Below are 24,251 nucleotides of genomic sequence, written 5' to 3' on the forward strand. Positions count from 1 at the left end.
AATCGGGGGTCGTATTTGATAAATCCGGTGTTTTGGCAATGGCAAATGCAGGGCCTCGTACCAACGGAAGCCAATTTTTTATTACTACGGCACCTACCCCGTGGCTCAACGGGTATCACACGATATTCGGTCGCGTCATCAGCGGTATGGATACGCTCGGTAAACTCAATAATGTACAAACCAACGGTCAACGAGGCGGCGACAAACCGCTCCAAGTCCAAAAAATTATCAAAGCTACCCTTCTTCCATAACATTTCCCCTTTTGGGGGAGAAAATCACCCTACTTTATCATCTGTAACCATTTTGTAATATTTTCGTAGCTGTTATGTAATATAATTAGGGTTATATTATACTTGGAGCTTTCATGTTCTCACGAGACAACCTTTTTTTCGGCGGTGTGTTTGTTGTAATGACCGCTATTTTCATGATTTGGGGATTTAATTACCTCGAAAACAACTACACCCTTTTTATCTTAGCTACCCTTTTTGGGATTTTTATGGCTTTCAACATCGGTGGCAATGATGTTGCAAACTCTTTCGGTACAAGTGTCGGTGCGAAAACTCTCACCGTCAAACAAGCGCTTATGATTGCCGCTATCTTTGAACTTGGCGGAGCAATGCTTGCTGGCGCAGAAGTGACCAACACGATCCGAAAAGGGATTGTCGATATTTCGGCAATGGATTTTGATCCGATGCTACTCGTTTTTGTGATGATGGGTTCACTCCTCTCAGCCGGAACATGGCTCCTATACGCGACATTCAAAGGGTATCCAGTATCAACGACTCATGCAATCGTCGGAGGAATTCTAGGGGGCTCTATCGCCCTTGGATACGCTACGATGGAAGTGGGAGAGTCGGTTTTTGGTCTCGTACACTGGGATCAAGTGGCTAAAATTGCTATCAGTTGGGTTGTCTCCCCTGTTTTAGGCGGTATGGCATCGTATGGAATCTACTGGTATTTAAAAAAATACATCCTAGATTATAACGATCAAGTCGAAGCCCATATCGAAGACATCAAAACCCAAATCTCGACACTTAATGCATCACACAATGCACTTACAGCAACAGATGCAGAAAAAAATGCTCATACAGAGCAAGTCCAAGAGCTTAACCGCCTCAAGAAAAAACAAAATGCGTTCTATGCATTGCGAACCCATGCACCTATTGTTGCCGCATTCGGTACGGCTATGATTGCCGGCATGCTGTTATTTAAAGGGCTAAAACATGCAAATCTAGGTCTAAATGATGCTCAGATCTATATGCTGTTGGCGGTTATGTCAACCCTTATGTACGGTGTCGTCTATGCGATCATCAAAGTGATGCACAAGGATACACCGCATAAAGCAACAATGCGCGTATTTAGTATGCTGCAAGTCCTTACGGCATCATCATTCGCATTCAGCCACGGGGCAAATGACATCGCAAACGCTATCGGGCCGTTCGCCGCAATCATCGATATTTTAGCAACCGGTCAAATCAACGCCGAATCACCTGTCCCTTTTATTGCTATGGCAACTTTCGGTGTTGCTTTAGTAGCAGGATTATGGTTTATCGGTAAAGAGGTTATCGATACGGTAGGAAGCCGTATCACCGAAATATTTCCGGTGACAGGCTTTGCGGCGGAACTTGGTGCGACACTAGTTATTCTTTTGGCAACGGTTCTCGGTATCCCTGTCTCATCAACCCACATACTTGTTGGAGCTATTATCGGAATCGGTATGCTCAACCGTGATGCTAACTGGGCGTTGATGAAGCCAATAGCACTCGCTTGGGTTATTACCCTTCCCGCAGCTGCTGCAATGGCAGCATTTTTCTTCTTTATTCTCAAAATGGTATTCGGCTATTAAGCCGAGTCCCGCTTATCCACTTTTCTCAGACAATTTGACGTAATCTGTATCTTATTTTTGAAGTTTGCTCAGGGCATCCAAAATATTATTTTGTTTTGCTTGATCGAGCGGAGTATCGTTAGAAACATACATATAAAATTCTACCCGTCTATTTTTGGCACGGTTCTCTTCGTTGATGTTCTCTGCTACCGGCTTGGCCGAACCAAATCCCGCAGTAGAAAGGCGCTCAGGTGCAACACCGTTACGAATAAGTTCACGCATAACCGTCTCGGCTCTTTTAGCAGAGAGTTCGATATTATCTTTATACGGAGTTCCGGCTGGAAGCGGTGAATTATCCGTGTATCCGCGAATCGAAATATCTACTGTTGGCGGAAGCGTATTGATAATATCGGTAACACGACGAAGAAACAAATGGAGTTCTTCATTATCAATCGTTGCATTCGCTCCTCTAAACGGTACCGACGTAGGAAGCTTCAAAAGGACACCGTCCATACTTTGATCCAGCGGTCCCACGCCCATCGAAGCGTTTTTAAGCTCTTGTTGAATTTTTTTAATCGCTTCAGACGCCGTTTGATTGACGGGCTGCGGAGGGGAACCGACCAAAAGTGATCCCCCCTCAGCAACCGGAGCGGCACCGGCTGGATTTGCCGTTGCTTCCGGTGTCGGTTTATTTTCACTCACCATATTGACAACCGGAGTAACCGCTTCGGGAACCGGAGCATAATCATAAATCTTGACAAATTCTTCTTTTAACGCCCGAATCTTTTCTTTATTAACCGATGCAATCGCAAAGAGTGCGATAAAGAGTGCCAACAAGAGACTGAAAAAGTCGGCAGTGGGAACCGCCCATTTCTCCCCTGCTTCACACTCTGGGCATTTCTTACACTTATGTTTTTTACCCATTTAGTTACTCATCAGTTAAATTGACTGTGTTTCTCTTCAGCCGGAGAGAGGAAATTGAGCAATTTCGCTTCGAGAGTACGCGGGTTATCCCCATGTACGATCCCTACGATACCCTCAAGCATCATTTTTTGTTCTTTAACAATATGGTGTGATTTTGCAATCATCTTTCTTCCCCACGGTCCTAAAAGAACGTAAGATGAGAAAATCCCCGTAACGGTAGCGGTAAACGCCCCGGCGATACCCATCGCCATTTCCGCAGGATTATCCAATTTTTTCAACGCCAAAATCAGACCCAAAACGGCTCCGATAAGACCCATAACGGGCGATGTTTCCCCTGCTAGAATCCAGTAGTGTCCGCATCCGTGGTAATAGTGCTCTGTCTCTTCGATCACAAGCTCTAATGTCTCAACGATGGTATCGACTTCATTACCGTCAACCGCCATACTGAGCCCTTGTTTCAAAAACTCATTATCAATCTGTGCCACTTTCGCTTCCAATGACAAAAGCCCGTCACGACGTGCCATGGTTGATAATTCAATAATTTCTTTGATTCGTGCATGCAAATCGACAGTACTTTTTTTGAACACGATCGGACCGAGATTTTTAAAAGCCCCTTTTACGAACTCAACATCCGTAGCAACCGCCGCTGCTGACATCGCTGTCGGGAAAATAACGATCAATGAAGCCAAGTGGATAATATGGATAGGATTACCACCATCCAAAAGATCCCCAGTAGAAATCGATGCAATCGCAAACAGTATCCCTAAAATAACCGTTAAATCCACGTGACTCCTTCTCGTTGCGGGTAAAACTACATCCCTGTAATTACCATTTTATATTATGTCGATTGTACCTTGTTTTCACTGAAAATCAGTATCAAACTCTTTATTTTTTGTTAAACAACGTATATAATATTTTAATCAAGAGCATCAAAAATATCCCGCTTCCCATACTCGCTACGATAAACGCATAATATTCATCATGTGTAATGGCATTGGCACCGTATCCGAGTGTCGCAATAGCGACCGTAAAGGTCAACGGCATCGAGTCGCTTAACGAAAACAAAATGGTGTTTTTCAACCCAAGATAACCACCATAAGCTACTAAAGAGCTCAACAGTCGGATACCGATAATAGCACTTGCAATAAACAATGCCAGTTTCAATATTTTAACATCGCTAAAGGCATCGAGTGCGAGGGTAGAGCCGACATGGATAAAAAAGATAGGGACTAAAAACCCGAAACCGAACGAGGAGAGTTTCTCAGGAAGCTCTGTTTTGTGTTTAAAATAGGTGGCAATAAACATCCCCGCCAAAAATGCCCCAAGTACCACATCGATTTTCAGATAGAGCATCATGGCGATCATAATAAACATAAGCGCCATCGAAAAACGGACATCCTGATCTTTGCTGTCTTCGTGCGGCATAATGAGTGTTTTGAGGGTAGGATACCACCAAAAGAGGATCCTGATCCCTCGGAAAAAGAGGACAAATCCGATCAAAAAGAGGAACAATCCCCCCAATACAAACGCAAATTCTCGGTTAAATCCATACTCCAACCCGCCGCTGAGGATCGTCAGCGCCATAATACTGACCAATTCCCCGATAATCCCGATATTGAGTGCCAATGCCAGCCACGGTTTATCTTTACCGTACTCTTTGACCAGTGCCATCAGCATCCCGAGTGAGAAAATCGGAAATGCCACCAGATAGACCGAGCTTAGATCAAAATAGACATAGAGGGTAAAAGAACACCCATAGAGCATCGCGAAATAGAGGATTGTCCGACGGAGTAAGGAGGATTTTTCAAATCCGAACGCTTTGAGATTGACCTCCATCCCCGCCAAAAACATCAGGTATAAAAATCCCACTTTCGCGATGATTTTAAAAAGATCATTTTCAACCAATAACCCAAAATAGGCGGCCAAACTCCCCAGTAATATCTCAACTACCACCACCGGAACTTTGGTGACGCGGGAGAGGAACGGTGATAGAAGCACCAACAGCGAGAGGGTAATGATTACAACCGTATTACCCATGTTATCCTCTCAACGCTTTCCAGAGTTTGATCGCTTGGGTATGTTCTTTGACATCATGAACCCGCACGATGGATGCACCCTCTTCTATCGCTTTGAGATGAATCGCCAGTGTTCCCGCTAAGCGATCATCACTCATGGAGGGAGAGATCGCATCGATCATCGATTTTCGGCTGGCACCGACGAGCAGTTTTTTCCCCAATCGGAGAAAATGCCTCTGATGGGTGATAAGCGAGAGATTATCGTCCAATCGTTTCCCAAACCCGATACCGCAATCCAAGATTATCTCTTTGATCCCGAATGACTCTGCCTTGGCGATCCGCTCTCGGAAAAAGAGTTCTACATCACCGATCACTGAAGAATAAGAGGGATTTTCCTGCATATTTTCAGGTTTCCCCTGCATATGCATAATAACAGCCGTCGCACCGTAACTGCCGCACAGGCGCGCCACCTCATCGTTGGCTAGTCCCGTAATATCGTTGACGATACGGAACCCTCTCTCAAGTGCATAGCAAATCACTAGAGGTTCATAACTGTCCAGACTGAGGGTCGTTTTCTCATACAGGCGCTGTTCGTATAGCGCATCGATAATCGGTCGGACTCGAGAGAGTTCTTCCTCCGCACTCACCGCTATCGAACCCGGACGGCTCGATACGCCGCCGAGATCAATCATATCTGCACCCTCTTCGATCATCGTCTCGATCCGTTCAATCGCTTTGACCCCTTGGAACCGGCTCGCATGATAGAAACTGTCATCGTTCGCGTTGAGTATCCCCATAATGGAGATGTTTTCCTCACGCGTATGATGGCAAAAACTCTCCAACTCCGCAGAGAGTGCTTTGAGCCCGAACGGCTGTGCTTTCTCTTTTTTTGCTAACGTCTGCAGCTGTCGCTCCGTTGCGATCAAAAGGACATCCACACGAGCAGAGGATGCCGTCACCGTCCCTCTTGGGACCGCAAGATCGGCACCGATACTGAGGGCGTCTTGTTTGAGAATATTGGCGGCACCCACATGCAAATCGCGGATGCGGATTAGATGCAGCTGTCCTTTATCTTCCAAAATCGATACTCCGCCGCTATCAACACCGAGAGATTTGAGTTCACGGTGCAAATCGATAGTATTGGAGAGTTTCTCAACGACCACGTTTGACCTCTTTGAGAAAATTCATCAAAACCATTACCAAGACGCTTTGAAATCGGCTGTTCAGCTCTATCAGCCGAAGCGCTTTATCGAACCCCTCAAGCTGTGCCGCACTAAGGGGGAGCTTTTCGACATGGATAGCTTGATGCATCAGCTGCTCAATCAGTGCTTTGGCTTCGTGCTTTTTGAGCCGGTCATGCTCTTTGACAAAGGTGAACAATCCTGAGAGATCGAGATGTTTAAGCGTGATGGGAAGTGTCTCGTAAAGGCGTTCGGTATGCTCTTGTTTCAAACTGAGCCGTGAACGAACCGTTGGGAGAAAGGTACTTTTGTTGGGGGCGAGGAGGATAAAAACGATATTTCGAGGAGGCTCTTCGAGAATTTTAAGGAGGGCGTTTTGTGCCGGAACGGTAAAACTTTTGGCTCCGAGAATCAGTGTTTTGGTATTGTCTTCGCTTTTATAGGCTTCGGAGATCACCTCTTTGGCATCTTCGATTTTAAAATCGTCCCGCATAAAGGTAACACACCGCAGAGGATGTCGAGATTCTTCAATCTCTTTGGCTCGCTCTTCCATCTCGTGCGTAATGAGAATACCTCCGCGTTCATTCTCGAACATTGATCTCCCCGAACAAGACCGCACTGAGTGTTTTGTCAAACAGCCGATAAAGCTGTAAAAGTTTGATGTCGATCAGAGGGTCGTGAGAGCGCAATACGAGTGCATTTTGGAACCGCTCATCCATAATCCATAGCAGAGAGTTGGCATTGCGTTTGGCAATATCGGCTCGGCGATCATCACCGCGCCCGACATACCAAAAAAAGTAATCCCCTTTAAACGCGATGTCGAGCATATCGCCGATCATATCGATCGATTCACCGCCGCTGATATGGTCATAATGGGGATAGAGAGAGTCGATACAGACGATAGGGATCATCGGACGATCTTGAGTCCGTTTGTTGAGAGATGACGTCAAATAATGGGCAAACCATTTGCGATCATGATCGGTAATGAGGACAAGACTTTTGCCCCCCATCATCTGATCCATGGCATTAGCAAGCGCAGGAGTCCACTCAAAGCGCTGTTCTTCGAACCAGCTCATCGACGCCCCCTCGGAGCGGATGGCTTCTAATGTCCATTGATCAAATTTACGCACTACTTGTCCAACGAATAAGCGCTGTGCAATGATCGAACCGCCAATTCGGCGTATTTTTCGTCCACTACCATCGAAACTTTGATCTCAGACGTAGAGATCATCATAATGTTGATATTCTCATGTGCCATCGTTTGGAACGCTTTTGCCGCAACACCCGTATGCGATTTCATACCGACACCGACAATAGAGACTTTACAGATATTTTCATCGTATGATGCTTCGCTGATCTCATCTTCGGCGATAAAGGTTTCAACCACTTTTTTCGCATCGATCAACTCCGTTTTAGGGACGGTGAAATCGAGATTGGTTTTGCCATCATGTCCTGAGGTTTGGATAATCATATCGATATTGACGCTGTTGTCCGCCAAACGGGTAAAAATATCCGAAGCGATTCCCGGACGATCGATCACTCCGCTGAGGGATACGCGTGCTTGGTTTTTATCGAGTGCGATGCCGCTGACAAGTGGTTGTTCCATAATATTCTCTTCCTTTGTAATAAGTGTCCCTTCCGCATCGCTAAAGCTGGAGCGGGTTACGAGGTTAACGTTTAATTTTTTAGCAAGTTCAACTGAACGGTTTTGAAGTACTTTGGCTCCGAGAGAAGCGAGTTCGAGCATCTCATCATAACTGATACGATCCATCTTTTTCGCTTTCGGTTCGATACGAGGATCGGTCGTATAAATACCGTCAACATCGGTATAAATCTCACACAAATCGGCTTTAAGCGCTCCGGCAACCGCTACGGCGGAGAGGTCTGAGCCTCCGCGTCCGAGCGTGGTAACCTGACCGTTCTCGCTCACCCCTTGGAATCCTGCGACTACCACCACTTTACCCGCGGCAAGTTCTGCATGCATCGCGCTAGGATCGATACTCTCAATCCGTGCTTTCGTGTGGATACTATCGGTCACGATTCCCGCACGACGACCGCTCATAGAGGTCGCACTGTGCCCCATTGCATTGAGGGCGATGGAGAGCAACGCCGCCGTTACCCGCTCGCCGGAGCTGAGAAGCATATCCACTTCACTGCGTTCAGGAGTTTGGGTATAGTGTTCCGCATACGCGATGAGTTTGTTCGTCTCACCGCTCATTGCCGATACGACAACGACAACTTGATGCCCCTCTTTAAGTGTTTGCGAGACGCGATTGGCGACGTTTTGGATTCGCTCCAAATCACCGACGCTGGTTCCGCCGAATTTTTGGACAATTAGCATTACAAGTACCCCTTGGTTCTAAAATGAGAAATTACCTGTTCGTAAACCGGTTTTTTGAAATGGGCGACATGACTCAACAGCTCATCAATATTGACAAATTTATACGCCTTGAATTCGGGATGCTTCGTATCTAAATCGATCTTCGCCCCTTTTTTCAGACGTACCAGATAATAGCGCTGTTTCTGTCCGGCGTAGGGAGCCATTTTGGCTGCGACATGGGAGGGAAAATCGTACGCGATCCATTCGGGATACTCGGCGATGATCTCTACCTTTGCAGTACCGATCTCTTCGTCAAGTTCACGAAACAGAGCCTCTTCGCTCGATTCTCCCTCATCAATCCCCCCTTGAGGAAACTGCCATACCCCTTCCAAATCACTCCGTTCAGCGATAAAAACATCTTTGGTCTCAGGATACTCATGAGAGACAATAATCGCCGCCACATTCGGTCGGTAGAACTTTTTTTCGGTCATTCACCATCTTTTAGTCTATTTTGGATGGGTATTGTAAACTATTCGCTATTAAAAATACTATAATCCGAATATGCTTTTATATATTCACATCCCTTTTTGCGATAGCAAATGTTCTTACTGTGCGTTTAACTCTTATGTCGATAAATTTTCACTGCGCGAAGCGTATATGAATGCTATCCTTGCTCAACTCAAAACAGAGATAATCCGTTTTAATGTAAGTGCTACAAACCCTATCGAAACCGTCTTTATCGGTGGAGGAACTCCCTCTACGGTAGAGCCTTCTCTTTATCGCCCTATTTTTGAGATGATCGATCCTTATTTAGCCAAAAACGCTGAGATCACCTCCGAAGCCAACCCCAACAGTGCAACGAGGACATGGCTGGAGGGGATGTTTGAGTTGGGGGTCAATCGGCTCAGTTTCGGCGTGCAAAGTTTTAATAATGAGAAACTCAAATCCCTCGGGCGTGCTCACAACACCCGCCATGCGCTCGATGCGATCCGCACCGCCGCGGCTATCGGCTATAAACATCTCAGTATCGATCTGATCTACGGAGTACGCGGAGATACCAAAGAGCTCCTGCAATCGGATATTACCCAAGCACTCACCCTCCCGATAGATCATATCAGCCTCTATGCCCTCACCATCGAAGAGGAGACAGCGTTTGAAAAAACTCCGCAAATGGCACAAGAGGAGTTGGAACTCACCCAATGGCTTTTTCGAACAATCACCTCACACGGGTTTGAACACTACGAAATCTCCAATTTCGGAAAATACCGCTCACGTCATAACATCGGATACTGGGAGCATAAACCCTACATCGGATTAGGCTCGGGTGCCGTCGGATTTTTAAAAAATGAACGATATTACCCCAGCAACAGCGTCGAATACTATATTCAACACCCCAATGAAATCTCTATCGAGGAGATTACGGGTGATGCGCTCCTGAGTGAAAAACTTTTTTTAGGATTTCGCAGCTGTGTCGGTGTTGAAGAGGAGCTATTAACTCCAAAACAAAAAAGCCAAGCCGATCTTTTGGTAAAAGAAAAGATACTAACGCATCAAAACGGTCGTTACTTTAATCACAATTTTCTATTAGCGGATGAAATTGCTCTGAGAGTAGAGGGGTTTTAACTTTCTTTGGATAGAATTTCCACTTAATAAAATTTTGATTTATCGGATAACACAATGTTTGGAATGGGTTTAGGTGAAATTTTTCTTATCGCTATCGTTGCGGTATTATTTTTAGGACCGGAGAAGCTCCCCTCCACCATGGTCGAAATTGCCAAATTTTTCCGGAGCGTGAAAGGGACGGTGAACTCCGCCAAAGCGACTCTCGAGGAAGAGATGAAATTCTCGGAACTCAAAGAGAGCGCCCTGAACTACAAGAAAGAGTTGACCGAAGCAAGTGCGGAGCTGGAGAGAATGACCAATGTTACCGAGATAGGTTCAGAGCTTAATGTCATTAAAAATGATTTGGACTTCAACGCTATCACTACCTCGGCACCTGCTGCTCCAAAAGTACCTGAAGTCGTTACCTTTGCCCCAAAAGAGATTAAACCCGTAGAAGAGAAAGCCTGATGTTTGATGATTTAAAACCCCACTTAGCCGAATTGCGAAAACGGCTCGGTATCAGCGTTGCTACTGTCATAATAATGGCAATTGTCATGTGGAACTTCCACGATGCAATACTCGGATGGATCACCCAACCGCTGATTGATGCGCTAACAACTGTAGCCAAAATTTCCCCGAAAGCCGCCAAAGGGATGCTGGTGACCAAAGAGCTCTCTGAAGCCTTTTTTGTTGCCATGAAAATCTCGTTTTTTGCGGGTCTCATCGCCGCGATCCCCGTTATACTTGCCCAAATATGGCTTTTTATCGCACCGGGTCTTTATGCCAATGAGAAAAAGATGATCGTCCCTATCGTCATAGGGGGGACGGTAATGTTTCTCGCAGGAGGAGCGTTTGCCTACTATTTCGTCACCCCTTTAGGGTTCGCATTTTTTATCGAATTCGGGAGTGCTTCGTTTGTCCCGATGTACAATATCAGCGAATACGTCGAGTTTTTCACCAAAATCATTTTCGGATTCGGATTAGCGTTTGAGCTTCCGGTATTTTGTTATTTTCTAGCTCTTTTGGGATTGATCGATGATCGGATGATGATCAACTTTTTCCGCTATGCCATCGTCCTTATTTTTATCATTGCCGCTATTCTCACTCCGCCGGACGTTCTCAGCCAAATTATGATGGCGGTTCCGTTGATTCTCCTCTACGGTATCTCTATTTTGATCGTCCGCCTTGTAAACCCTGCCCCTAAAGAGGAGCCGTATATCGAAGAAGATGAAGAAGAGACGATTGACTGATCTCAACCCCCTTCTCACCTCCAGTTACCACTATGAGCTCCCTGATGAGCTTATAGCTACCCATCCGATCCACCCCAGAGACCATGCCCGTCTCCTCGTTTATAACCGAGCCGATAAGAGTATCACCCACGCGCGGTTCGATGCACTCGAATCGTTTCTCCCCGAAAACTGCGGGATTATTTTTAACGATACCAAAGTTATCAAAGCTAGGCTTTATGGTCACAAAGAGAGCGGAGGTGCCGTCGAGCTGCTCATCAACCGCCCCCACGATGCCCATACGATCAATGTCTATATCAAAGGGAGAGTGAAAATAGATACCCTCTTGCTTTTCGAAGGGGATCTCAGTGCCCGTGTAATGGCGTTGCACGATGACGGCTCCCGAGAGGTCAATTTTTATCTCAACCAAACCCTCATCCGATTTGAAGAACTGCTCCCCATTTTGGAGCAAGTCGGTCACATCCCACTCCCTCCGTATCTCGGACGTGAAGATAACTCCGAAGATGAGCGGGAATACCAAAGCGTTTTCGCCCACCATGAGGGGGCTGTAGCCGCTCCCACCGCATCGCTCCATTTTACCGATGAGTTGTTTGAGTCCGTGTGTTCACGCCATCCGCATGCTTTTGTCACCCTCCATGTCGGATCAGGGACGTTCAAACCCGTCGAAGCTGAGATTATCACCGATCATCCGATGCACTCGGAGTATTTTGACATCAGTACCGCCGCCCAAGAGCTGCTCCACAGCGACATCCCTCTTTTGAGTGTCGGAACGACCTCTACCCGTACGGTTGAGTTTCATGCCCGTACCCAAGAGGTCTCAGGGGAAGCGAACCTCTTTCTGCATCCGCACAACCCGCCGATGCGAATCAACCATCTCCTCACCAACTTCCATCTTCCCCAATCGACACTGCTGATGCTCGTCGCCTCGTTCGTCGGGATAGAAGAGACCCATCGGATTTATCAAGAGGCAATAAAGGAACACTACCGCTTTTTCTCATACGGTGATGCGATGCTAATCCTCTAATTCTACGTTAGTTTCTCAAATAATTTATTTTAGGAAATTGCGGTGCAGGTTCATTGGTCACTGTTTTTGGGGGTTGTTGAGCCGTGTACATCATAGCATTGATGACTTTATAGGGAATTTTATAACTCAGCAATTTTTGTATTTCATCATACGTAAATACGCGATAGAGCATTTTTTCTTCTCTTATTCGCGCTATTACATCCGCTTTTTTTAATCTACCTGATGAAAATCCTCTGCTCAGATCCATTACCGTCCACCCCTTTGGACCAACTTTCAAGAGTGGAATATTACTTGATCCAACCGATTTTATAGTTTCTGATGGTACCTCTTTATCTTCCTCATTTTTTTCGTCATTATATTTTTGTTTTTCATTTTTTTTCAGTTCGGTTCTTTTTATATTTTTAGACACTTCATTTATTTTATTTTTCGTGGTTGTAGACTGTAGAAGATTATCATTTGAAACTTTATGATCAGACTCTGTCTCCAAAGCAATATAATTTTCTTGAATTACAGGTTCAGGAGCTGGATAATGGGTGCCGCACCCGACAAAAAATATACTTATGCTCACGGATAAATAAGAGAAAATTACAGTTTTTTTCATATTCCAGCTCGCATAATAATTTAATTTAACAATATTTATTATAATAATTTTTTTCTTATATATTATTTATTACCACATACTTATTCTTTAAATTATCTCCAATTATGATAAAATAGTGATAATATAATCGAAGGCAGATCGTATGAGACATCTTAACCGCAGACATTTTTTAGGTGCCGGCTTACTCCTTGGGGCGTCATCCCTCCTTGGAAAAGAGAATCCAGCAAAACCTATCACTATCCCCCAATACACTCCACCCATTATCGCTTTCCCTGAAAAAAAGCCGATGGTCACGATCTCTGATCGCCCACCGCTTCTGAAATCATCCAAAGGGCGTGAGATCTTCACCCAAGCGATCACCCCAAATGATGAGTTCTTTGTCCGTTGGCATCTTCCGGATATTCCGACTCATATCGATTTAAATGAGTTTCGTTTGGAGGTAAAAGGCTCTGTCAATACCCCACTCTCTCTCAGCGTCGATGATTTGAAATCCAAATTTGAACCTGCAGAGATCACTGCCGTCTTGCAATGCGGCGGAAACAGCCGTAAATACTATGCCGTAACAGGACAAGCGACACACGGTGTCCAATGGGATCACGGTGCGATGGGATGTGCGGTATGGAAAGGGGTTCGACTCAAAGACATCCTAAACCGTGCCGGAGTCAAAGAGTCTGCGACATGGGTCGGGCTTAACGGTTTGGAAAAACCGGCGATGGACGAGACACCTGACTTTTTCCGCGAAATGGAGATTTCAGAAGCACTCCAAGATCAGATCATCGTCGCATATGCCATGAACGGTGAAGACCTTCCGTATCTTAACGGTTTCCCGATTCGTCTCGTCATTCCGGGACACTTCTCGGATAGCTGGGTTAAAATGCTCAGTGAGATTATGGTTATGGATACTTACCGCAAAAGTTTCTTTATGGATGTCGCCTACACCGTACCGGATAACGATTGTGAATGTGTCGTATCGGGAAGCGATTTCGAGTACAAACGCAAACCGATCGCGAGCATGAAAGTCAAATCAGTCATCGGGTATCCATCGTCCAATACACTCATCAAAAAAGGCTCTAAAGTCAAAATTTCAGGGGTTGCCTTCGATCAGGGCAAAGGGATCAAAGAAGTTATGATCTCTCTCGATGGGGGTAAAAACTGGAGTGCGGCAAAACTGGGGCAAGATCATGGAAAATTCGCATTCCGTCCGTGGAGCTTTGAATGGGAAACCAAAACCAAAGGTGACTTTACGATTATGGCTCGCGCGATCAACCGTATCGGAAATATTCAACCCATGCCGGATGAGATCGGATGGAACGCCGGCGGATACCAGTACAATGCCGTCGATAACGTCTCTGTGAAAATTGTTTAAGGTGCGAACATGAAAAAATTATTACTTCTTAGCTTGATTAGCGTATCTACACTTTTCGCACAAATGGACAAGCCTATCGAAATGCCTTACGTCGATTACCCGATGGTAAAAGGGGATCATGATGAAGTGGCACAGCAATACTGCCTCATCTGTCACTCATGGGGATACATCCTCAACCAAGGTAAAAAAAGCCGCCCATACTGGAACGGAACGGTTCAAAAAATGGTTAATGAGTTCAAGGCCCCTATCGGCAAAGAAGACCAACAGGTTATCGTCAATTACCTCGTAAAACACTACGGGTATGAGAGTACGGCTCAACACTAAGAGCCGTATTTATAGAACGGACACTCTCCCATTTTTTACTTCGATTAAGCCGCTTAATTCCGCTTCAAAAATCTCATTCGGAAATTTTACCACCGCCTCATCATAAATCGGATTCGTTCGGCAATAAGCGATAAACGGCGTATCTTCGATACTGTTTCTCCCTTGTTGAGATATAAAGGCAACGAAGCGATCCATATCATCGATCGCTGTCGCTTTCCCCTCCGCTAACAGCTGGCGGGTGGCGGCACTCTCATTAATGCGGTGCGGAAGCACATAGATCGGTTTCCCCATAGCGAGTGCGTACTCCACACTCCGCATACTACCGCTGGCGTGATCGGCTTCGGTTACGATGAGTAGATCGCCTAACGCCACCACAACCTCATTACGAACGACAAAACTCCATTCTCTAGCTTCAAATCCGCACTCAAACTGACTGATACTCAACCCACGGCTCTCTATCGACTTTATAAGCTCTGCATTAGCAGATGGATAGCGAAGATCGATACCGCAGGGCAAAACAGCAATCGTATTTTCCGCACCGGCACCCTGATGCGCTATCGCATCAACTCCTGCTGCGGCACCGCTGACGATTACCATCCCCGATAGAGCAAGTTTTTTCGAGAGTTCAAACGTCATAGCACGTGTATAGGGGTTGGGGCGACGTGTACCGACGATGGATATTTTAGGTTGCCGCAGTAACTCGATATTACCTCGATAATAGAGTTTTTCAGGATAATGTTTCATGGATGAGAGTTCAGGAATACTAAAAGAGATTTCGTTGTGCATGTTAACTCTATTTTAGGAATGTATAACCATACCGAAATAAGAGCAATAACTAAAATATCTGACAAATTGTCAGATTTGATCGATTCCGACTAGTTGCACCTCACGTAGGAGCTCTTTCGATTCGCTTAATGCTCTGATCGTATCGACTCGCGGATGACCAATGGCGATAATGGTACCGTAACGTTTTGCTTTCGATACCGCTTCTCTGATCTGTTTTTTGATATTAGCAACCCCGTCTCGATCATCCAAAAATACATCTCGTGTCATATAACGCATTCCGTATTTCGCCGTAGCTTCACGTGCTTTACTCGAGGCTATCGTTCTGCTATCAACAAATTGAAGCCCCTCTTGTTTCATAACTCGGATCAATTTATCCATTGCCGCTGAGTCGGAAGTAAACTTCGAACCGGTATGATTGTTTATATAGCGAGCATTTGGGTAAAGCTGTTTTAACATCTCTAAGCGTTTTTCAATCTCTTCCTCAGAACTATCCACATGAAGCGTATTAGGCTCTTCTTCATGGAAAGCAACCGCTTCCAAAGGAAGATGTATCATATACTTTCCTTGCTGTTTTGCCAAAAATGCTGAATCAGGATGGCGAGGGCTTGGCGGGAGAAATGACATCACGAGCGGCAATCCCGTCGATTGTATCGCTTTTACATCTCTGGCATACGACACGTCATCCATGATTATCACCAGCTTTGCTTCTCCACCTGCTGGACGAATCGGTCGCTCAGGCGGGGGAGGAGGTGGCGCTTTTTTATTATTGGGGGCATATTCGTGCTCTGGCTTCACCTCTTCAGAGATGCGTTCGCGTGCGAGTAAATCTTCCAACTCTTTTTTTAAACGGCGAATTTCACTATCTTGCAGGCTCTCTTTGGGCTTTTGAAGCGAGGTATTATCATCGATAACGGTAAGCTGTTTGATCTCTTGAACCAGTTTTTGGGTTTCTTTTCGCTCGTGAGCAAGCTCCCCTTCTGCTTGACGAAATCCCATAAAATAGCCTATCAATATAGCAAGTAAAATACTAATGAGTATTGAAAGTCCGATTGCAAGTCGTTTTAGCGTTAGGTATTTAAACAGAGGCTGTTGTTTCATTCGAGAAGGAACCTCTTTCGATAGAAGTTTTCAGAGCATACCGCTCTGAAAAAAAGGGGGGAATTAGTTAGTAGCTTGGTTAACGATTTTGTTTTTAGAGATCCACGGCATCATAGAGCGTAGTTTTACACCCGTTTGCTCGATCAATGAAGCACGTGCGTTTGCACGTTCTGCGTTCATACGAGGATAACCCGCTTGACCTTCAAGGATGAAATCTTTTGCGAAACGGCCGTCTTGGATCTCTTTGAGGATCTCTTTCATTGCCGCTTTTGATTCCGCGTTGATAACACGTTTACCGCTTACGTAGTCACCGTATTCCGCTGTGTTAGAGATAGAGTAACGCATATCCGCGATTCCGCCCTCGAACATCAAGTCAACGATAAGTTTCAATTCGTGAAGACACTCGAAGTATGCCAATTCAGGTGCGTAACCCGCTTCTGTCAATGTTTCGAATCCCGCTTGAACGAGAGATGCCGCACCGCCGCAAAGAACCGCTTGCTCTCCGAAAAGGTCAGTTTCTGTTTCGTCTTTGAAGGTTGTTTCGATAATCGCTGTACGTCCGCCACCGATAGCCGATGCGTATGAAAGCGCCAATTCTTTGGTTGTACCGCTCGGATTTTGTCCTACTGCGATAAGATCGGGAATCCCTCCGCCGCGAACGAATTCAGAACGAACCGTGTGACCCGGTGCTTTAGGAGCGATCATTGTTACGTTGATGTCCGCGCGAGGGTGGATACGTCCGTAATGGATGTTAAACCCGTGACCGAATGCGATGGTCGCACCGTTTTTCAAGTTCGGCTCGATTTCGTTTTTGTAGATTTCTGCTTGGTTTTCATCCGGAAGAAGGATCATAACAACATCCGCGTATGCAGACGCTTCTGCAACCGTCATAACTTTGAACCCTTTAGCTTCCGCTTTGCCCCATGAGCTTCCCTCTTTACGAAGACCGATGACAACTTCAACACCGCTATCGCGAAGGTTTTCCGCGTGTGCATGACCTTGTGATCCAAAACCGATCATTGCCACTTTTTTGCTTTTGATTAATTCGATATTACAATCTTTATCGTAGTAGACGCTCAATGCCATACAGGTATCCTTAGAGTAAGCTCATAGGCTTAAAATTTGGCGAATTATACCCCACTTTTGCATAAAAATAGTTTAGCGTACCCTTAGAGCACTGTGCTAACTCATCTGCTAAGGGTCTATAAACGATCCCATGCTACAATTCATCCAAAAATTAGGGACTTTTTTATGAAAAAATTCAACCTTTTTAAAGAGATTATTGTTGTCGATAAAAACGATTTTTTACGTGCCGCCAATGCCGCCAAACGCTTCGCTATCACCTATAAAGGGGAGATTGTTTACGAACCGTTTGAACCCTCTTTAATCTCTATTTTTGAGGGGTCAATCCCTCCCGTTTCACCGCTGAGCACCGATCGCTCCCGCCCCATTAGTTCCATGCTCGGTAACAACTACCGAATCGTAGAGGATGATGATCGGCTCCTGATCAAAGCTTCCGGTGCATGGCAAAGCATCATCGGATATAACCAAAAACGCGCACTTTACGACGACACGAGCGGTGACGGTATCGCCGAATTTTCCGATAAGAAACTCGAAGAGTACGGATGGCATGCCACCGAGTTTAACATCGGATATCGCGATATTGTCGAACAGTTTGAAGCACAATGTGAGGGAATTTTGCTCTGCATCGAACAAGAAGAGCCCTATCAGTTCAGCGGATTGGGATTTGTATTTGATTTAGAACATGCACGCCGTGTCGGGTTTGAGTATTGCGTAGAAACCATAAAAGAGAAACTGGAAAACGATGAGGATTTTACTACCCTCACCGATGATGAAGCAGAAGCTAAAGATTACTTTTTAAGCTGATCCAAATACCGCTCTAAAATAATCTTCGCCGAAAGCGAATCGATGCGACCGTCACGCTTGTAGCGGATTTCCCCCTTCATCAGCGCTTCGGCTTCTTGGGAGCTGTGGGATTCGTCTTGGTAGGCGATCTCACCGCTAAATTCGATCAAGTTCATAAAGTGTGCAACACGACGGCGCATCTCATCTTCGGTCGTGCTTCCCATCGGGATGCCGACCACGACCGTCGTCGCCTCGTATTCGTTCAACACTTTTTTGACATCGTTGGCCGCTTGATTGCGATTTTTCCGATCGATAGCAGGCAATGGAGTTACCAAAGCGTTTCCGTAACTAAGCGCCAATCCGATCCGTTTCAACCCCAAGTCGATAGCGATATACGTAGCCATCATTTCCCCAAACAAAACTGTCCGAACATCTTGTCAAACATTTCATCGAGTTCATACGGTCGGCTGATAGAGGCGACAGCGCGGATCGCTGCATTGATATGAAACGAGAAAAATTCTAACTCACCGTCATGCAACGGTTCATACGCTTCATCGATGGAGCGGACGGCGCTCTCCGTCGCACTGATCTGACGTTGCGAAATGAGCATCATCTCCTCACCGTCATTTTCATGATCCATCAAGTTGCTCAATGTATCGACAAGAGATTGCGTATCTTGTTTACAGCTCAAACGAATCGGATGGTAGTGCTCTATCGTCGTTGAATCAAAAACTTTCTCTAAATCCGATTTGTTCAAAAGGCAAATAAACGGTTTTTCGTCACGGTAGCGCTCGATAAGATCGATAATTGCGCGATCTTCCTCATCGATATAGCGCGAAGAGTCAAACAAAGCGATGACAACATCGGCATTTTCAATCGCCGCGATGGAGCGTGTGACCCCGATCCGCTCAATCTCATCGTGAGCGTTGCGTATCCCTGCCGTATCGACCAGACGGATTAAATGGGTACCGATACGCACCTGTTCTTCGATCGTGTCACGAGTCGTCCCTGCGATGTCACTGACAATGGCACGCTCATAATCGAGGAGTGCGTTAAGAAGAGAGCTTTTCCCGACATTGGGTTTACCGATGATAGCAACTCGAAATCCCTGCATCAGCCCGCTACGTCTTCGGCTTGATTCGAGGGTACGAGAGAGGGTCTGTTTGATACGCTCCAGTTTCACCTCGATCTGATCTACGACATCCTGAGGCAAATCCTCTTCGGCATAATCGATGACCACTTCGGAGTACGCCAAGATTTCAAGCAACGAATCTCGGATTCCCTCGATATATCCGCGCAGCTCTCCCTTCATCTGACGCGCTAGTATCCGAGCGGCATCATCGCTTTTGGCTTCGATCAGTGCAGCCGTCGCTTCGGCTTGGGTGAGATCGAGCCGTCCGTTTAAAAAGGCTCGTTTGCTAAATTCTCCCGGCTCGGCTAAACGCGCCCCTTCGGACAATACCGCCCGAAGTAACGACTCAGCCACGACATAGCCGCCGTGGCATTGGAATTCCACAACCTCTTCTCCCGTAAAACTGCGCGGTGCTTGGAAATAGATAACAATCGCTTCGTCGATCAAAGTACCGTCGTTATGGTGCAAAGAGCTAAGGGTTGCGTAGCGAGGTTGAAGCTGGGATTTTTGGGTGAGTTTTAATGCGATCTCTAGTGAGCGCCCTCCGCTGAGGCGGAGAATGGAGATAGAGCCAATGCCGTTTGCGGTGGCAATGGCGACGATAGTTTCATTCATCAATATTCGTGATAGCTATTGATAATAATAAACTTACCGCCATCACGGGTAGAGCGGATAGCGACATAGCGATCAGGATAACGATCACGGAGCTGTTTGAGGGCGATTTGAACCAACACGCCATCAAGCACTTTGGTCTGTGCACGTCCCTCTTGATCGATAATATCACACACATTGATGAGATAGCGGGAAATCGACTCTTCCTGATTTTTCAAGAACTCCGCAATTTCCAAACGCAGCTGCATACCGTATACGGCATTGATCCAGTTGAACAACATATACGAGAGTGCCTTATAACGGTATCCCTCTTTGCCAATCATCAATGCCGCATCGGCACCGGTAAACTCGACAAGCAAGGTATTTTCATCGTACACACTCACATCGATGTCGTTTATATCAAAACAGATGTCTTTGAAGAGGATATTGATCTGTTCTTTGACTTCATCGGCACACTCTTGGGCAGAGAGCTGATAGAAATCACCCTCCATTTCCCCCTCTTCTTCAAAATCATCCGCCTGTTCATAAAACTCATCACCCAAAACCAATTCTTCAGGCTCAACCGATGAAATAGGTGCTTCAATCTCGTCTTCAATAACGTTTGGAGCTTCAACCGCAGCTAAAGGCTTATGCGGAAGATTGGCGATAATGATTGCCGATTTTTTAAAAAGTCCCAGTACCCCTTTTGAAGGGAACTGAACAATCTCAACTTGAAGGGCGGTAACGGAACATCCAAACTCCCGTGCCGCTTCTGCGTAAGCCTGTTCTAACGACGGAGCTTCAATCTTTTTCATGATGCTTTTCCGCAAGATGAGCTTCGTGACGTAGTGCCCGAGCTGCTTCAAACTGTTTGTTGACCATGTATTGCTGTGCAATCGAGAAAAGGTTATTTACAAACCAGTACAATACAAGCCCTGATGGGAACGTAATGAAAAAGAACATAAAAATTAATGGTAAAAACTTAAAGATTTTTTCCTGCAACGGATCGGTAAAATTGCTCGGAGTAATCTTTTGTTGGTAATACATTGTTGCACCCATCAAAATAGGGAGGATGTAATACGGATCCATTCGTGAAAGATCGGTAACCCATAGTACCCATGGTGCCCCTTGTAGTTCTACCGCATTCAAAAGAACACGATAAATTGCAAAGAAAACAGGAATTTGAAGCAATAGCGGCAAACATCCCCCCAGCGGGTTGGCACCGTGTTTTTTGTACATTTCCATTACCGCCGCATTCATACGGGTAGGATCACCCTTATACTTCTCTTGAACCTCTTTGATACGCGGAGCAATATCTTTGATCTTTTGCATCGAGACCATCCCTTTGTGGGTCAAAGGGTAGAGGAAAATACGGATAAGTACGGTGAGCGCTATAATAGACCAACCCCAGTTACCGAGTAATCCGTGCAACCACATCAAAACTTTAAAAATCGGAGCGGCTACAAAAGTAAACCATCCGAACTCGATAGCATGGACTAAAACAGGATTTATCGTTTCGAGTGTTTTATACTCTTTAGGACCGATGTATCCGTTGAACGTAAAATTCGGCGTTCCTTCCAAATATGTAACAGGATTGCTATTCGTATCTCTCTCAACCGTTACTTGGGTCGATTTATCAAATCCATAAAAAATAGTCGCGTAGTATTGATCAAATGCAGAGACAAGATGAACATCACTAAAGAGTGAGCGCCCTTCTACATCACCATCTGAAAAAATCGTTGTGAGATTGTCACCCGAATAGACCATGCCCCCTACGACCGTCATCATTTGCTCAATAATTTGAGGGTGTTGTCCGAGGTAGAGAGAGTAGCGTTTCTCATTAGATAGTGTCACTTTTGCGTCATAGTGACCATCAGCATAAAATGTTAACGTCTTGGTTACGGTCAATTCAGGAAGATTTTGACTAAGCACTACGGTCGCTTTGCCGTTTTCACCCAATGCTATATTGGTTGCATTCGTTGTATAAGGAGTTTTAGCCGCCGCTTCGTTCAACGCTTCATCAGCAAAACGGACTTGAAGCGGTTTTGCACCCTCAGAAGAGATAAGCTCAGAGAGTTTCCCGTCTTTTCCGTTATGTTTTGCATTGCTTAAAACAACCGATGAGACCCGTCCGAGCGTATCGATTTTGAGGGTAAACTCTTTTGCACTGATTGTGGTTAGCGTATCGGTAGTAACGGTTTTAATATTCGAAACACCGGTCGCATTCGCTTCAGGCGTTGCAGATACGGCACTAGGCTGTTCTGCGACAGCTTTGACTTCACTTACTTTGGTACTATTGGTTTCACTTTGAGATGCTTTTGGAGGGAAAATCGTCGTATAACCTATAAAAAAGACGAAAGATAAAGCGACGGCCATAAGAAGTCGCTGATTTGGAGTAAACTTTTCTAACACTGTGACCCTTTAAACTTAAAATTTTTTATCAGAAAATAATTCTGTTGATATGGAACAAACCAGTATTTTATCGTATTTATCGAGAGTTCGGAGGGTTTTAACATCGGTTTGTTGATAATCGGATAATCTATTCCGCCTGGAAACAGTTGATTACACCGCAAAATACGTAAAAATGTGGAAGTAAATGCACGGAGAAGGGTGTTGCGTTCAAACTGCCAAAGAGCATATTCGGAACATGAGGGGTAATGACGGCACGAACCTCGTGTCACCAAAGAGAAAGAGTGCCGATAAAGCCAGAGTAGCTTAAGAAAGAAGATTCTTATCATCACTTACTCCAGCCATGGCACCCGTCCGTTTTAAAACATATTTGCAGTCGCGTCGCACTGTATCGAAAGAGTTGTCAAATAACCCTCTCTTGGCGACAAAAACGTACCATCCGTCTTGTGCATTGGGTGAAAACTCATCAAAAAGAGCTCGTAAGCGTCTTTTACACCGATTTCTCACTACTGCGTTTCCGACTTTTTTACTGGCCGTATATCCAACTTTTTTTTCTCCCTTAAGTGGGAGATAAAACAACGCGATTGATGTGCTGTGGGCATTTTTCCCGCGTTGATAAACACGCTGAAACTCGCTGTGAAGCTTCAACATCGAAAAGCTATTTAGACAGCCAATCGTTTTCGACCTTTAGCACGACGAGCATTTAATACTCGACGGCCATTTTTTGTCGCCATACGTGCACGGAAACCGTGAGTACGTTTACGTGGCGTATTATGCGGTTGGTATGTTCTTTTCATAAGCCATATCCCTTTAGAAATTTTTAGCACGCAATAATAGACAATTCTTACTTAAAGATGGGTTAAGTTTCGTAAAAGCTTATTAAAACAATTTCGAAAAAGTCCGATATACTCACTAAGATTAACCTAAAAGGGTGTGCCATGACCACTGCAACCTCTTATGATGCGTATCGCTCCCACGAGCTATCACTCTCTATGAAAACCAGTAGCGGAGATACCCTATCGCTCAACTTTACAAATGAACAATCTCTTTCGCTCAGTGAAAAAACAACCTCCGATTCCAAAGAGCAATCGTTCTCGTTTGCTTCGATGCAGGCTTTTTCTTTTAGTGTGGATAGCAACGGTATCAGTGAGCAAGATCAAAAAGAGATCAACGCTTTTATGAAAAAAGCACAACCCTATATCGATAAGTTTATGAAAGAGCTCCAAGATCAAAACCAAACCTCACCGATCAATAAAATCGCTTCGGACGTGACAAAACTGATCGGAAACCTCAAAAATAGTGATGAAAATGTTAAAAACAGTGCTAAAAAAGGGGTAGTTGACCTTTTCGACAATGCCGTTCAAAATGTTAAATCTCATAAAGAAATGCTCGATGAAGCTCAAAAATTGATGCAAAAAATCATCGATGGATTTGATAAAATGTTTGAGCCGATGTATGCATAATAGAACGCCAGCGGAGCAAAGCCCCGCTTGGCTACGCTAGCCGCTATGGCACTAAAGCTTGCCTCATTTGAGGCAGAAAAAATCAAGGCTTTAAAAAATCTCGCAATGTCGGCATCACCGACTGCCCTTTTGGAGAAACATCGAGTTCCACTTTGGTTTTGAGTTTCATGTGACAATCTCGACATTCACGAATCACAGCATGTTCTGCAACACGTGATCCCTCGATTTTAGCTATTGGATGACACGCGAAACAATCGCTTCCGCAATCCGCCATTTTAGCGGGATCGGCACTGTGACATTTAATACACGTTTGCATCGGTTTATGCCGTTTATCGACATCGATGTTTTTAAGCAATGCGGGGTGACAGGTCATACAGTCCCCCGTACATCCCCACAACGGTAATAAAAAGATAAAAAATAAAAAGATCGTTTTCATAAATGCGATTATGCCACAGAAACGGTAATCTCATCTCCGAT

At 45.2% G+C, this 24,251-nt stretch carries 30 protein-coding genes; 10 read left to right on the forward strand and 20 right to left on the reverse strand.

Going from position 1 to position 24,251, the window contains the following annotated elements; all coding sequences use genetic code 11:
* Together VFW36_RS11850 and VFW36_RS11855 are read left to right on the forward strand one after the other, a co-directional pair.
* The coding region (locus tag VFW36_RS11850; protein WP_329659024.1) for a peptidylprolyl isomerase at window positions 1–251 on the forward strand (251 nt) is incomplete at its 5' end.
* Between the two features lie 113 nt (window positions 252–364).
* Window positions 365–1,846, forward strand: a complete 1,482-nt coding sequence (locus VFW36_RS11855) for an inorganic phosphate transporter (protein WP_329659025.1) — start codon at window positions 365–367, stop codon at window positions 1,844–1,846.
* A gap of 51 nt (window positions 1,847–1,897) precedes the next feature.
* Here VFW36_RS11855 and motB read toward each other — a convergent pair whose 3' ends face one another.
* The 8 genes from motB to VFW36_RS11895 all read right to left on the reverse strand — a co-directional run bounded on the left by motB (window position 1,898) and on the right by VFW36_RS11895 (window position 8,756).
* The gene (motB, locus tag VFW36_RS11860; RefSeq protein WP_329659026.1) at window positions 1,898–2,749 is read right to left on the reverse strand and encodes a flagellar motor protein MotB; all 852 of its coding nucleotides are present in this window, start codon (window positions 2,747–2,749) and stop codon (window positions 1,898–1,900) included.
* A gap of 11 nt (window positions 2,750–2,760) precedes the next feature.
* Window positions 2,761–3,534: a flagellar motor stator protein MotA gene (gene motA / locus VFW36_RS11865; RefSeq protein ID WP_329659027.1), complete on the reverse strand. Its 774-nt coding sequence runs from the start codon at window positions 3,532–3,534 to the stop codon at window positions 2,761–2,763.
* Window positions 3,535–3,634: 100 nt separating this feature from the next.
* Entirely contained in the window at window positions 3,635–4,786 is a 1,152-nt protein-coding gene (locus VFW36_RS11870) for a cation:proton antiporter (RefSeq protein WP_329659028.1), read from the reverse strand.
* A gap of 1 nt (window position 4,787) precedes the next feature.
* Window positions 4,788–5,927 (reverse strand): dihydropteroate synthase, encoded by a 1,140-nt coding sequence (folP, locus tag VFW36_RS11875; RefSeq protein WP_329659029.1) that lies wholly within the window; start codon window positions 5,925–5,927, stop codon window positions 4,788–4,790.
* Window positions 5,917–6,540 (reverse strand): DNA polymerase III subunit delta', encoded by a 624-nt coding sequence (locus VFW36_RS11880; protein WP_329659030.1) that lies wholly within the window; start codon window positions 6,538–6,540, stop codon window positions 5,917–5,919. Before VFW36_RS11880 ends, folP begins: the two co-directional genes overlap by 11 nt.
* The gene (locus VFW36_RS11885; protein ID WP_329659031.1) at window positions 6,527–7,075 is read right to left on the reverse strand and encodes a HobA family DNA replication regulator; all 549 of its coding nucleotides are present in this window, start codon (window positions 7,073–7,075) and stop codon (window positions 6,527–6,529) included. Before VFW36_RS11885 ends, VFW36_RS11880 begins: the two co-directional genes overlap by 14 nt.
* Window positions 7,075–8,286, reverse strand: coding sequence for an aspartate kinase (locus VFW36_RS11890; protein WP_329659032.1), 1,212 nt, complete (start codon window positions 8,284–8,286; stop codon window positions 7,075–7,077). The genes VFW36_RS11885 and VFW36_RS11890 overlap by 1 nt, the downstream gene beginning before the upstream one ends.
* Complete coding sequence (locus VFW36_RS11895; RefSeq protein ID WP_329659033.1) at window positions 8,286–8,756, reverse strand: RNA pyrophosphohydrolase; 471 nt, start codon at window positions 8,754–8,756, stop codon at window positions 8,286–8,288. The genes VFW36_RS11890 and VFW36_RS11895 overlap by 1 nt, the downstream gene beginning before the upstream one ends.
* Window positions 8,757–8,826: 70 nt before the next feature.
* Between VFW36_RS11895 and hemW the strand changes: the two genes are divergently transcribed.
* The 4 genes from hemW to queA are packed head-to-tail and all read left to right on the forward strand — an operon-like array spanning window position 8,827 to window position 12,138.
* Window positions 8,827–9,888 carry a radical SAM family heme chaperone HemW gene (gene hemW / locus VFW36_RS11900; protein ID WP_329659034.1) on the forward strand — a complete coding sequence of 354 codons (1,062 nt, stop codon included), beginning with the start codon at window positions 8,827–8,829 and terminating at the stop codon, window positions 9,886–9,888.
* Between the two features lie 54 nt (window positions 9,889–9,942).
* Entirely contained in the window at window positions 9,943–10,335 is a 393-nt protein-coding gene (gene tatB / locus VFW36_RS11905) for a Sec-independent protein translocase protein TatB (RefSeq protein WP_414720303.1), read from the forward strand.
* Window positions 10,335–11,117, forward strand: a complete 783-nt coding sequence (gene tatC / locus VFW36_RS11910) for a twin-arginine translocase subunit TatC (RefSeq protein ID WP_329659036.1) — start codon at window positions 10,335–10,337, stop codon at window positions 11,115–11,117. Before tatB ends, tatC begins: the two co-directional genes overlap by 1 nt.
* A complete protein-coding gene (gene queA, locus VFW36_RS11915) occupies window positions 11,095–12,138 on the forward strand; it encodes a tRNA preQ1(34) S-adenosylmethionine ribosyltransferase-isomerase QueA (RefSeq protein WP_329659037.1) in 1,044 nt (347 codons plus the stop codon). The genes tatC and queA overlap by 23 nt, the downstream gene beginning before the upstream one ends.
* A 7-nt stretch (window positions 12,139–12,145) precedes the next feature.
* On the opposite strand, the gene VFW36_RS11920 is transcribed toward queA, so the two are convergent.
* Complete coding sequence (locus VFW36_RS11920) at window positions 12,146–12,739, reverse strand: hypothetical protein (RefSeq protein ID WP_329659038.1); 594 nt, start codon at window positions 12,737–12,739, stop codon at window positions 12,146–12,148.
* A 142-nt stretch (window positions 12,740–12,881) separates the two neighbouring features.
* Here VFW36_RS11920 and VFW36_RS11925 point away from each other — a divergent pair, with 142 nt between their 5' ends.
* A complete protein-coding gene (locus VFW36_RS11925) occupies window positions 12,882–14,105 on the forward strand; it encodes a molybdopterin-dependent oxidoreductase (RefSeq protein WP_329659039.1) in 1,224 nt (407 codons plus the stop codon).
* 9 nt (window positions 14,106–14,114) lie between these two features.
* A complete protein-coding gene (locus tag VFW36_RS11930) occupies window positions 14,115–14,429 on the forward strand; it encodes a sulfite:cytochrome C oxidoreductase subunit B (RefSeq protein ID WP_329659040.1) in 315 nt (104 codons plus the stop codon).
* Window positions 14,430–14,438: 9 nt separating this feature from the next.
* Here VFW36_RS11930 and VFW36_RS11935 read toward each other — a convergent pair whose 3' ends face one another.
* The 3 genes from VFW36_RS11935 to ilvC all read right to left on the reverse strand — a co-directional run bounded on the left by VFW36_RS11935 (window position 14,439) and on the right by ilvC (window position 17,399).
* Window positions 14,439–15,215, reverse strand: coding sequence for a DNA-processing protein DprA (locus VFW36_RS11935; RefSeq protein ID WP_329659041.1), 777 nt, complete (start codon window positions 15,213–15,215; stop codon window positions 14,439–14,441).
* A 69-nt stretch (window positions 15,216–15,284) separates the two neighbouring features.
* A complete protein-coding gene (locus tag VFW36_RS11940; RefSeq protein ID WP_329659042.1) occupies window positions 15,285–16,211 on the reverse strand; it encodes a divergent polysaccharide deacetylase family protein in 927 nt (308 codons plus the stop codon).
* Window positions 16,212–16,376: 165 nt separating this feature from the next.
* Window positions 16,377–17,399, reverse strand: coding sequence for a ketol-acid reductoisomerase (ilvC, locus tag VFW36_RS11945; protein WP_013459446.1), 1,023 nt, complete (start codon window positions 17,397–17,399; stop codon window positions 16,377–16,379).
* A gap of 165 nt (window positions 17,400–17,564) precedes the next feature.
* Between ilvC and VFW36_RS11950 the strand changes: the two genes are divergently transcribed.
* Window positions 17,565–18,200: a hypothetical protein gene (locus VFW36_RS11950; protein ID WP_329659043.1), complete on the forward strand. Its 636-nt coding sequence runs from the start codon at window positions 17,565–17,567 to the stop codon at window positions 18,198–18,200.
* On the opposite strand, the gene ruvX is transcribed toward VFW36_RS11950, so the two are convergent.
* From ruvX to rpmH, 7 genes are read right to left on the reverse strand one after another with little or no spacing between them, the layout of a single operon-like run.
* Window positions 18,185–18,583, reverse strand: coding sequence for a Holliday junction resolvase RuvX (ruvX, locus tag VFW36_RS11955; protein WP_329659050.1), 399 nt, complete (start codon window positions 18,581–18,583; stop codon window positions 18,185–18,187). The two genes, VFW36_RS11950 and ruvX, sit on opposite strands and share 16 nt — an antisense overlap.
* Window positions 18,583–19,932 carry a tRNA uridine-5-carboxymethylaminomethyl(34) synthesis GTPase MnmE gene (gene mnmE, locus VFW36_RS11960; protein WP_329659051.1) on the reverse strand — a complete coding sequence of 450 codons (1,350 nt, stop codon included), beginning with the start codon at window positions 19,930–19,932 and terminating at the stop codon, window positions 18,583–18,585. Before mnmE ends, ruvX begins: the two co-directional genes overlap by 1 nt.
* On the reverse strand, window positions 19,926–20,717 hold the full coding sequence (locus VFW36_RS11965; RefSeq protein WP_329659044.1) for a Jag N-terminal domain-containing protein: 792 nt from the start codon (window positions 20,715–20,717) through the stop codon (window positions 19,926–19,928). The genes mnmE and VFW36_RS11965 overlap by 7 nt, the downstream gene beginning before the upstream one ends.
* On the reverse strand, window positions 20,704–22,314 hold the full coding sequence (gene yidC, locus VFW36_RS11970; RefSeq protein WP_329659045.1) for a membrane protein insertase YidC: 1,611 nt from the start codon (window positions 22,312–22,314) through the stop codon (window positions 20,704–20,706). Before yidC ends, VFW36_RS11965 begins: the two co-directional genes overlap by 14 nt.
* A complete protein-coding gene (yidD, locus tag VFW36_RS11975) occupies window positions 22,308–22,640 on the reverse strand; it encodes a membrane protein insertion efficiency factor YidD (RefSeq protein ID WP_329659046.1) in 333 nt (110 codons plus the stop codon). The genes yidC and yidD overlap by 7 nt, the downstream gene beginning before the upstream one ends.
* A complete protein-coding gene (rnpA, locus tag VFW36_RS11980; RefSeq protein WP_329659047.1) occupies window positions 22,618–22,962 on the reverse strand; it encodes a ribonuclease P protein component in 345 nt (114 codons plus the stop codon). Before rnpA ends, yidD begins: the two co-directional genes overlap by 23 nt.
* A gap of 11 nt (window positions 22,963–22,973) precedes the next feature.
* Window positions 22,974–23,108 carry a 50S ribosomal protein L34 gene (gene rpmH, locus VFW36_RS11985; protein WP_013459438.1) on the reverse strand — a complete coding sequence of 45 codons (135 nt, stop codon included), beginning with the start codon at window positions 23,106–23,108 and terminating at the stop codon, window positions 22,974–22,976.
* 141 nt (window positions 23,109–23,249) lie between these two features.
* Here rpmH and VFW36_RS11990 point away from each other — a divergent pair, with 141 nt between their 5' ends.
* Window positions 23,250–23,774, forward strand: a complete 525-nt coding sequence (locus VFW36_RS11990) for a hypothetical protein (protein ID WP_329659048.1) — start codon at window positions 23,250–23,252, stop codon at window positions 23,772–23,774.
* Between the two features lie 82 nt (window positions 23,775–23,856).
* Here VFW36_RS11990 and VFW36_RS11995 read toward each other — a convergent pair whose 3' ends face one another.
* Window positions 23,857–24,210, reverse strand: coding sequence for a hypothetical protein (locus VFW36_RS11995; RefSeq protein ID WP_329659049.1), 354 nt, complete (start codon window positions 24,208–24,210; stop codon window positions 23,857–23,859).
* Window positions 24,211–24,251: the final 41 nt, after the last annotated feature.

It is taken from the genome of Sulfuricurvum sp. (assembly GCF_036279695.1).
Lineage (GTDB): Bacteria > Campylobacterota > Campylobacteria > Campylobacterales > Sulfurimonadaceae > Sulfuricurvum.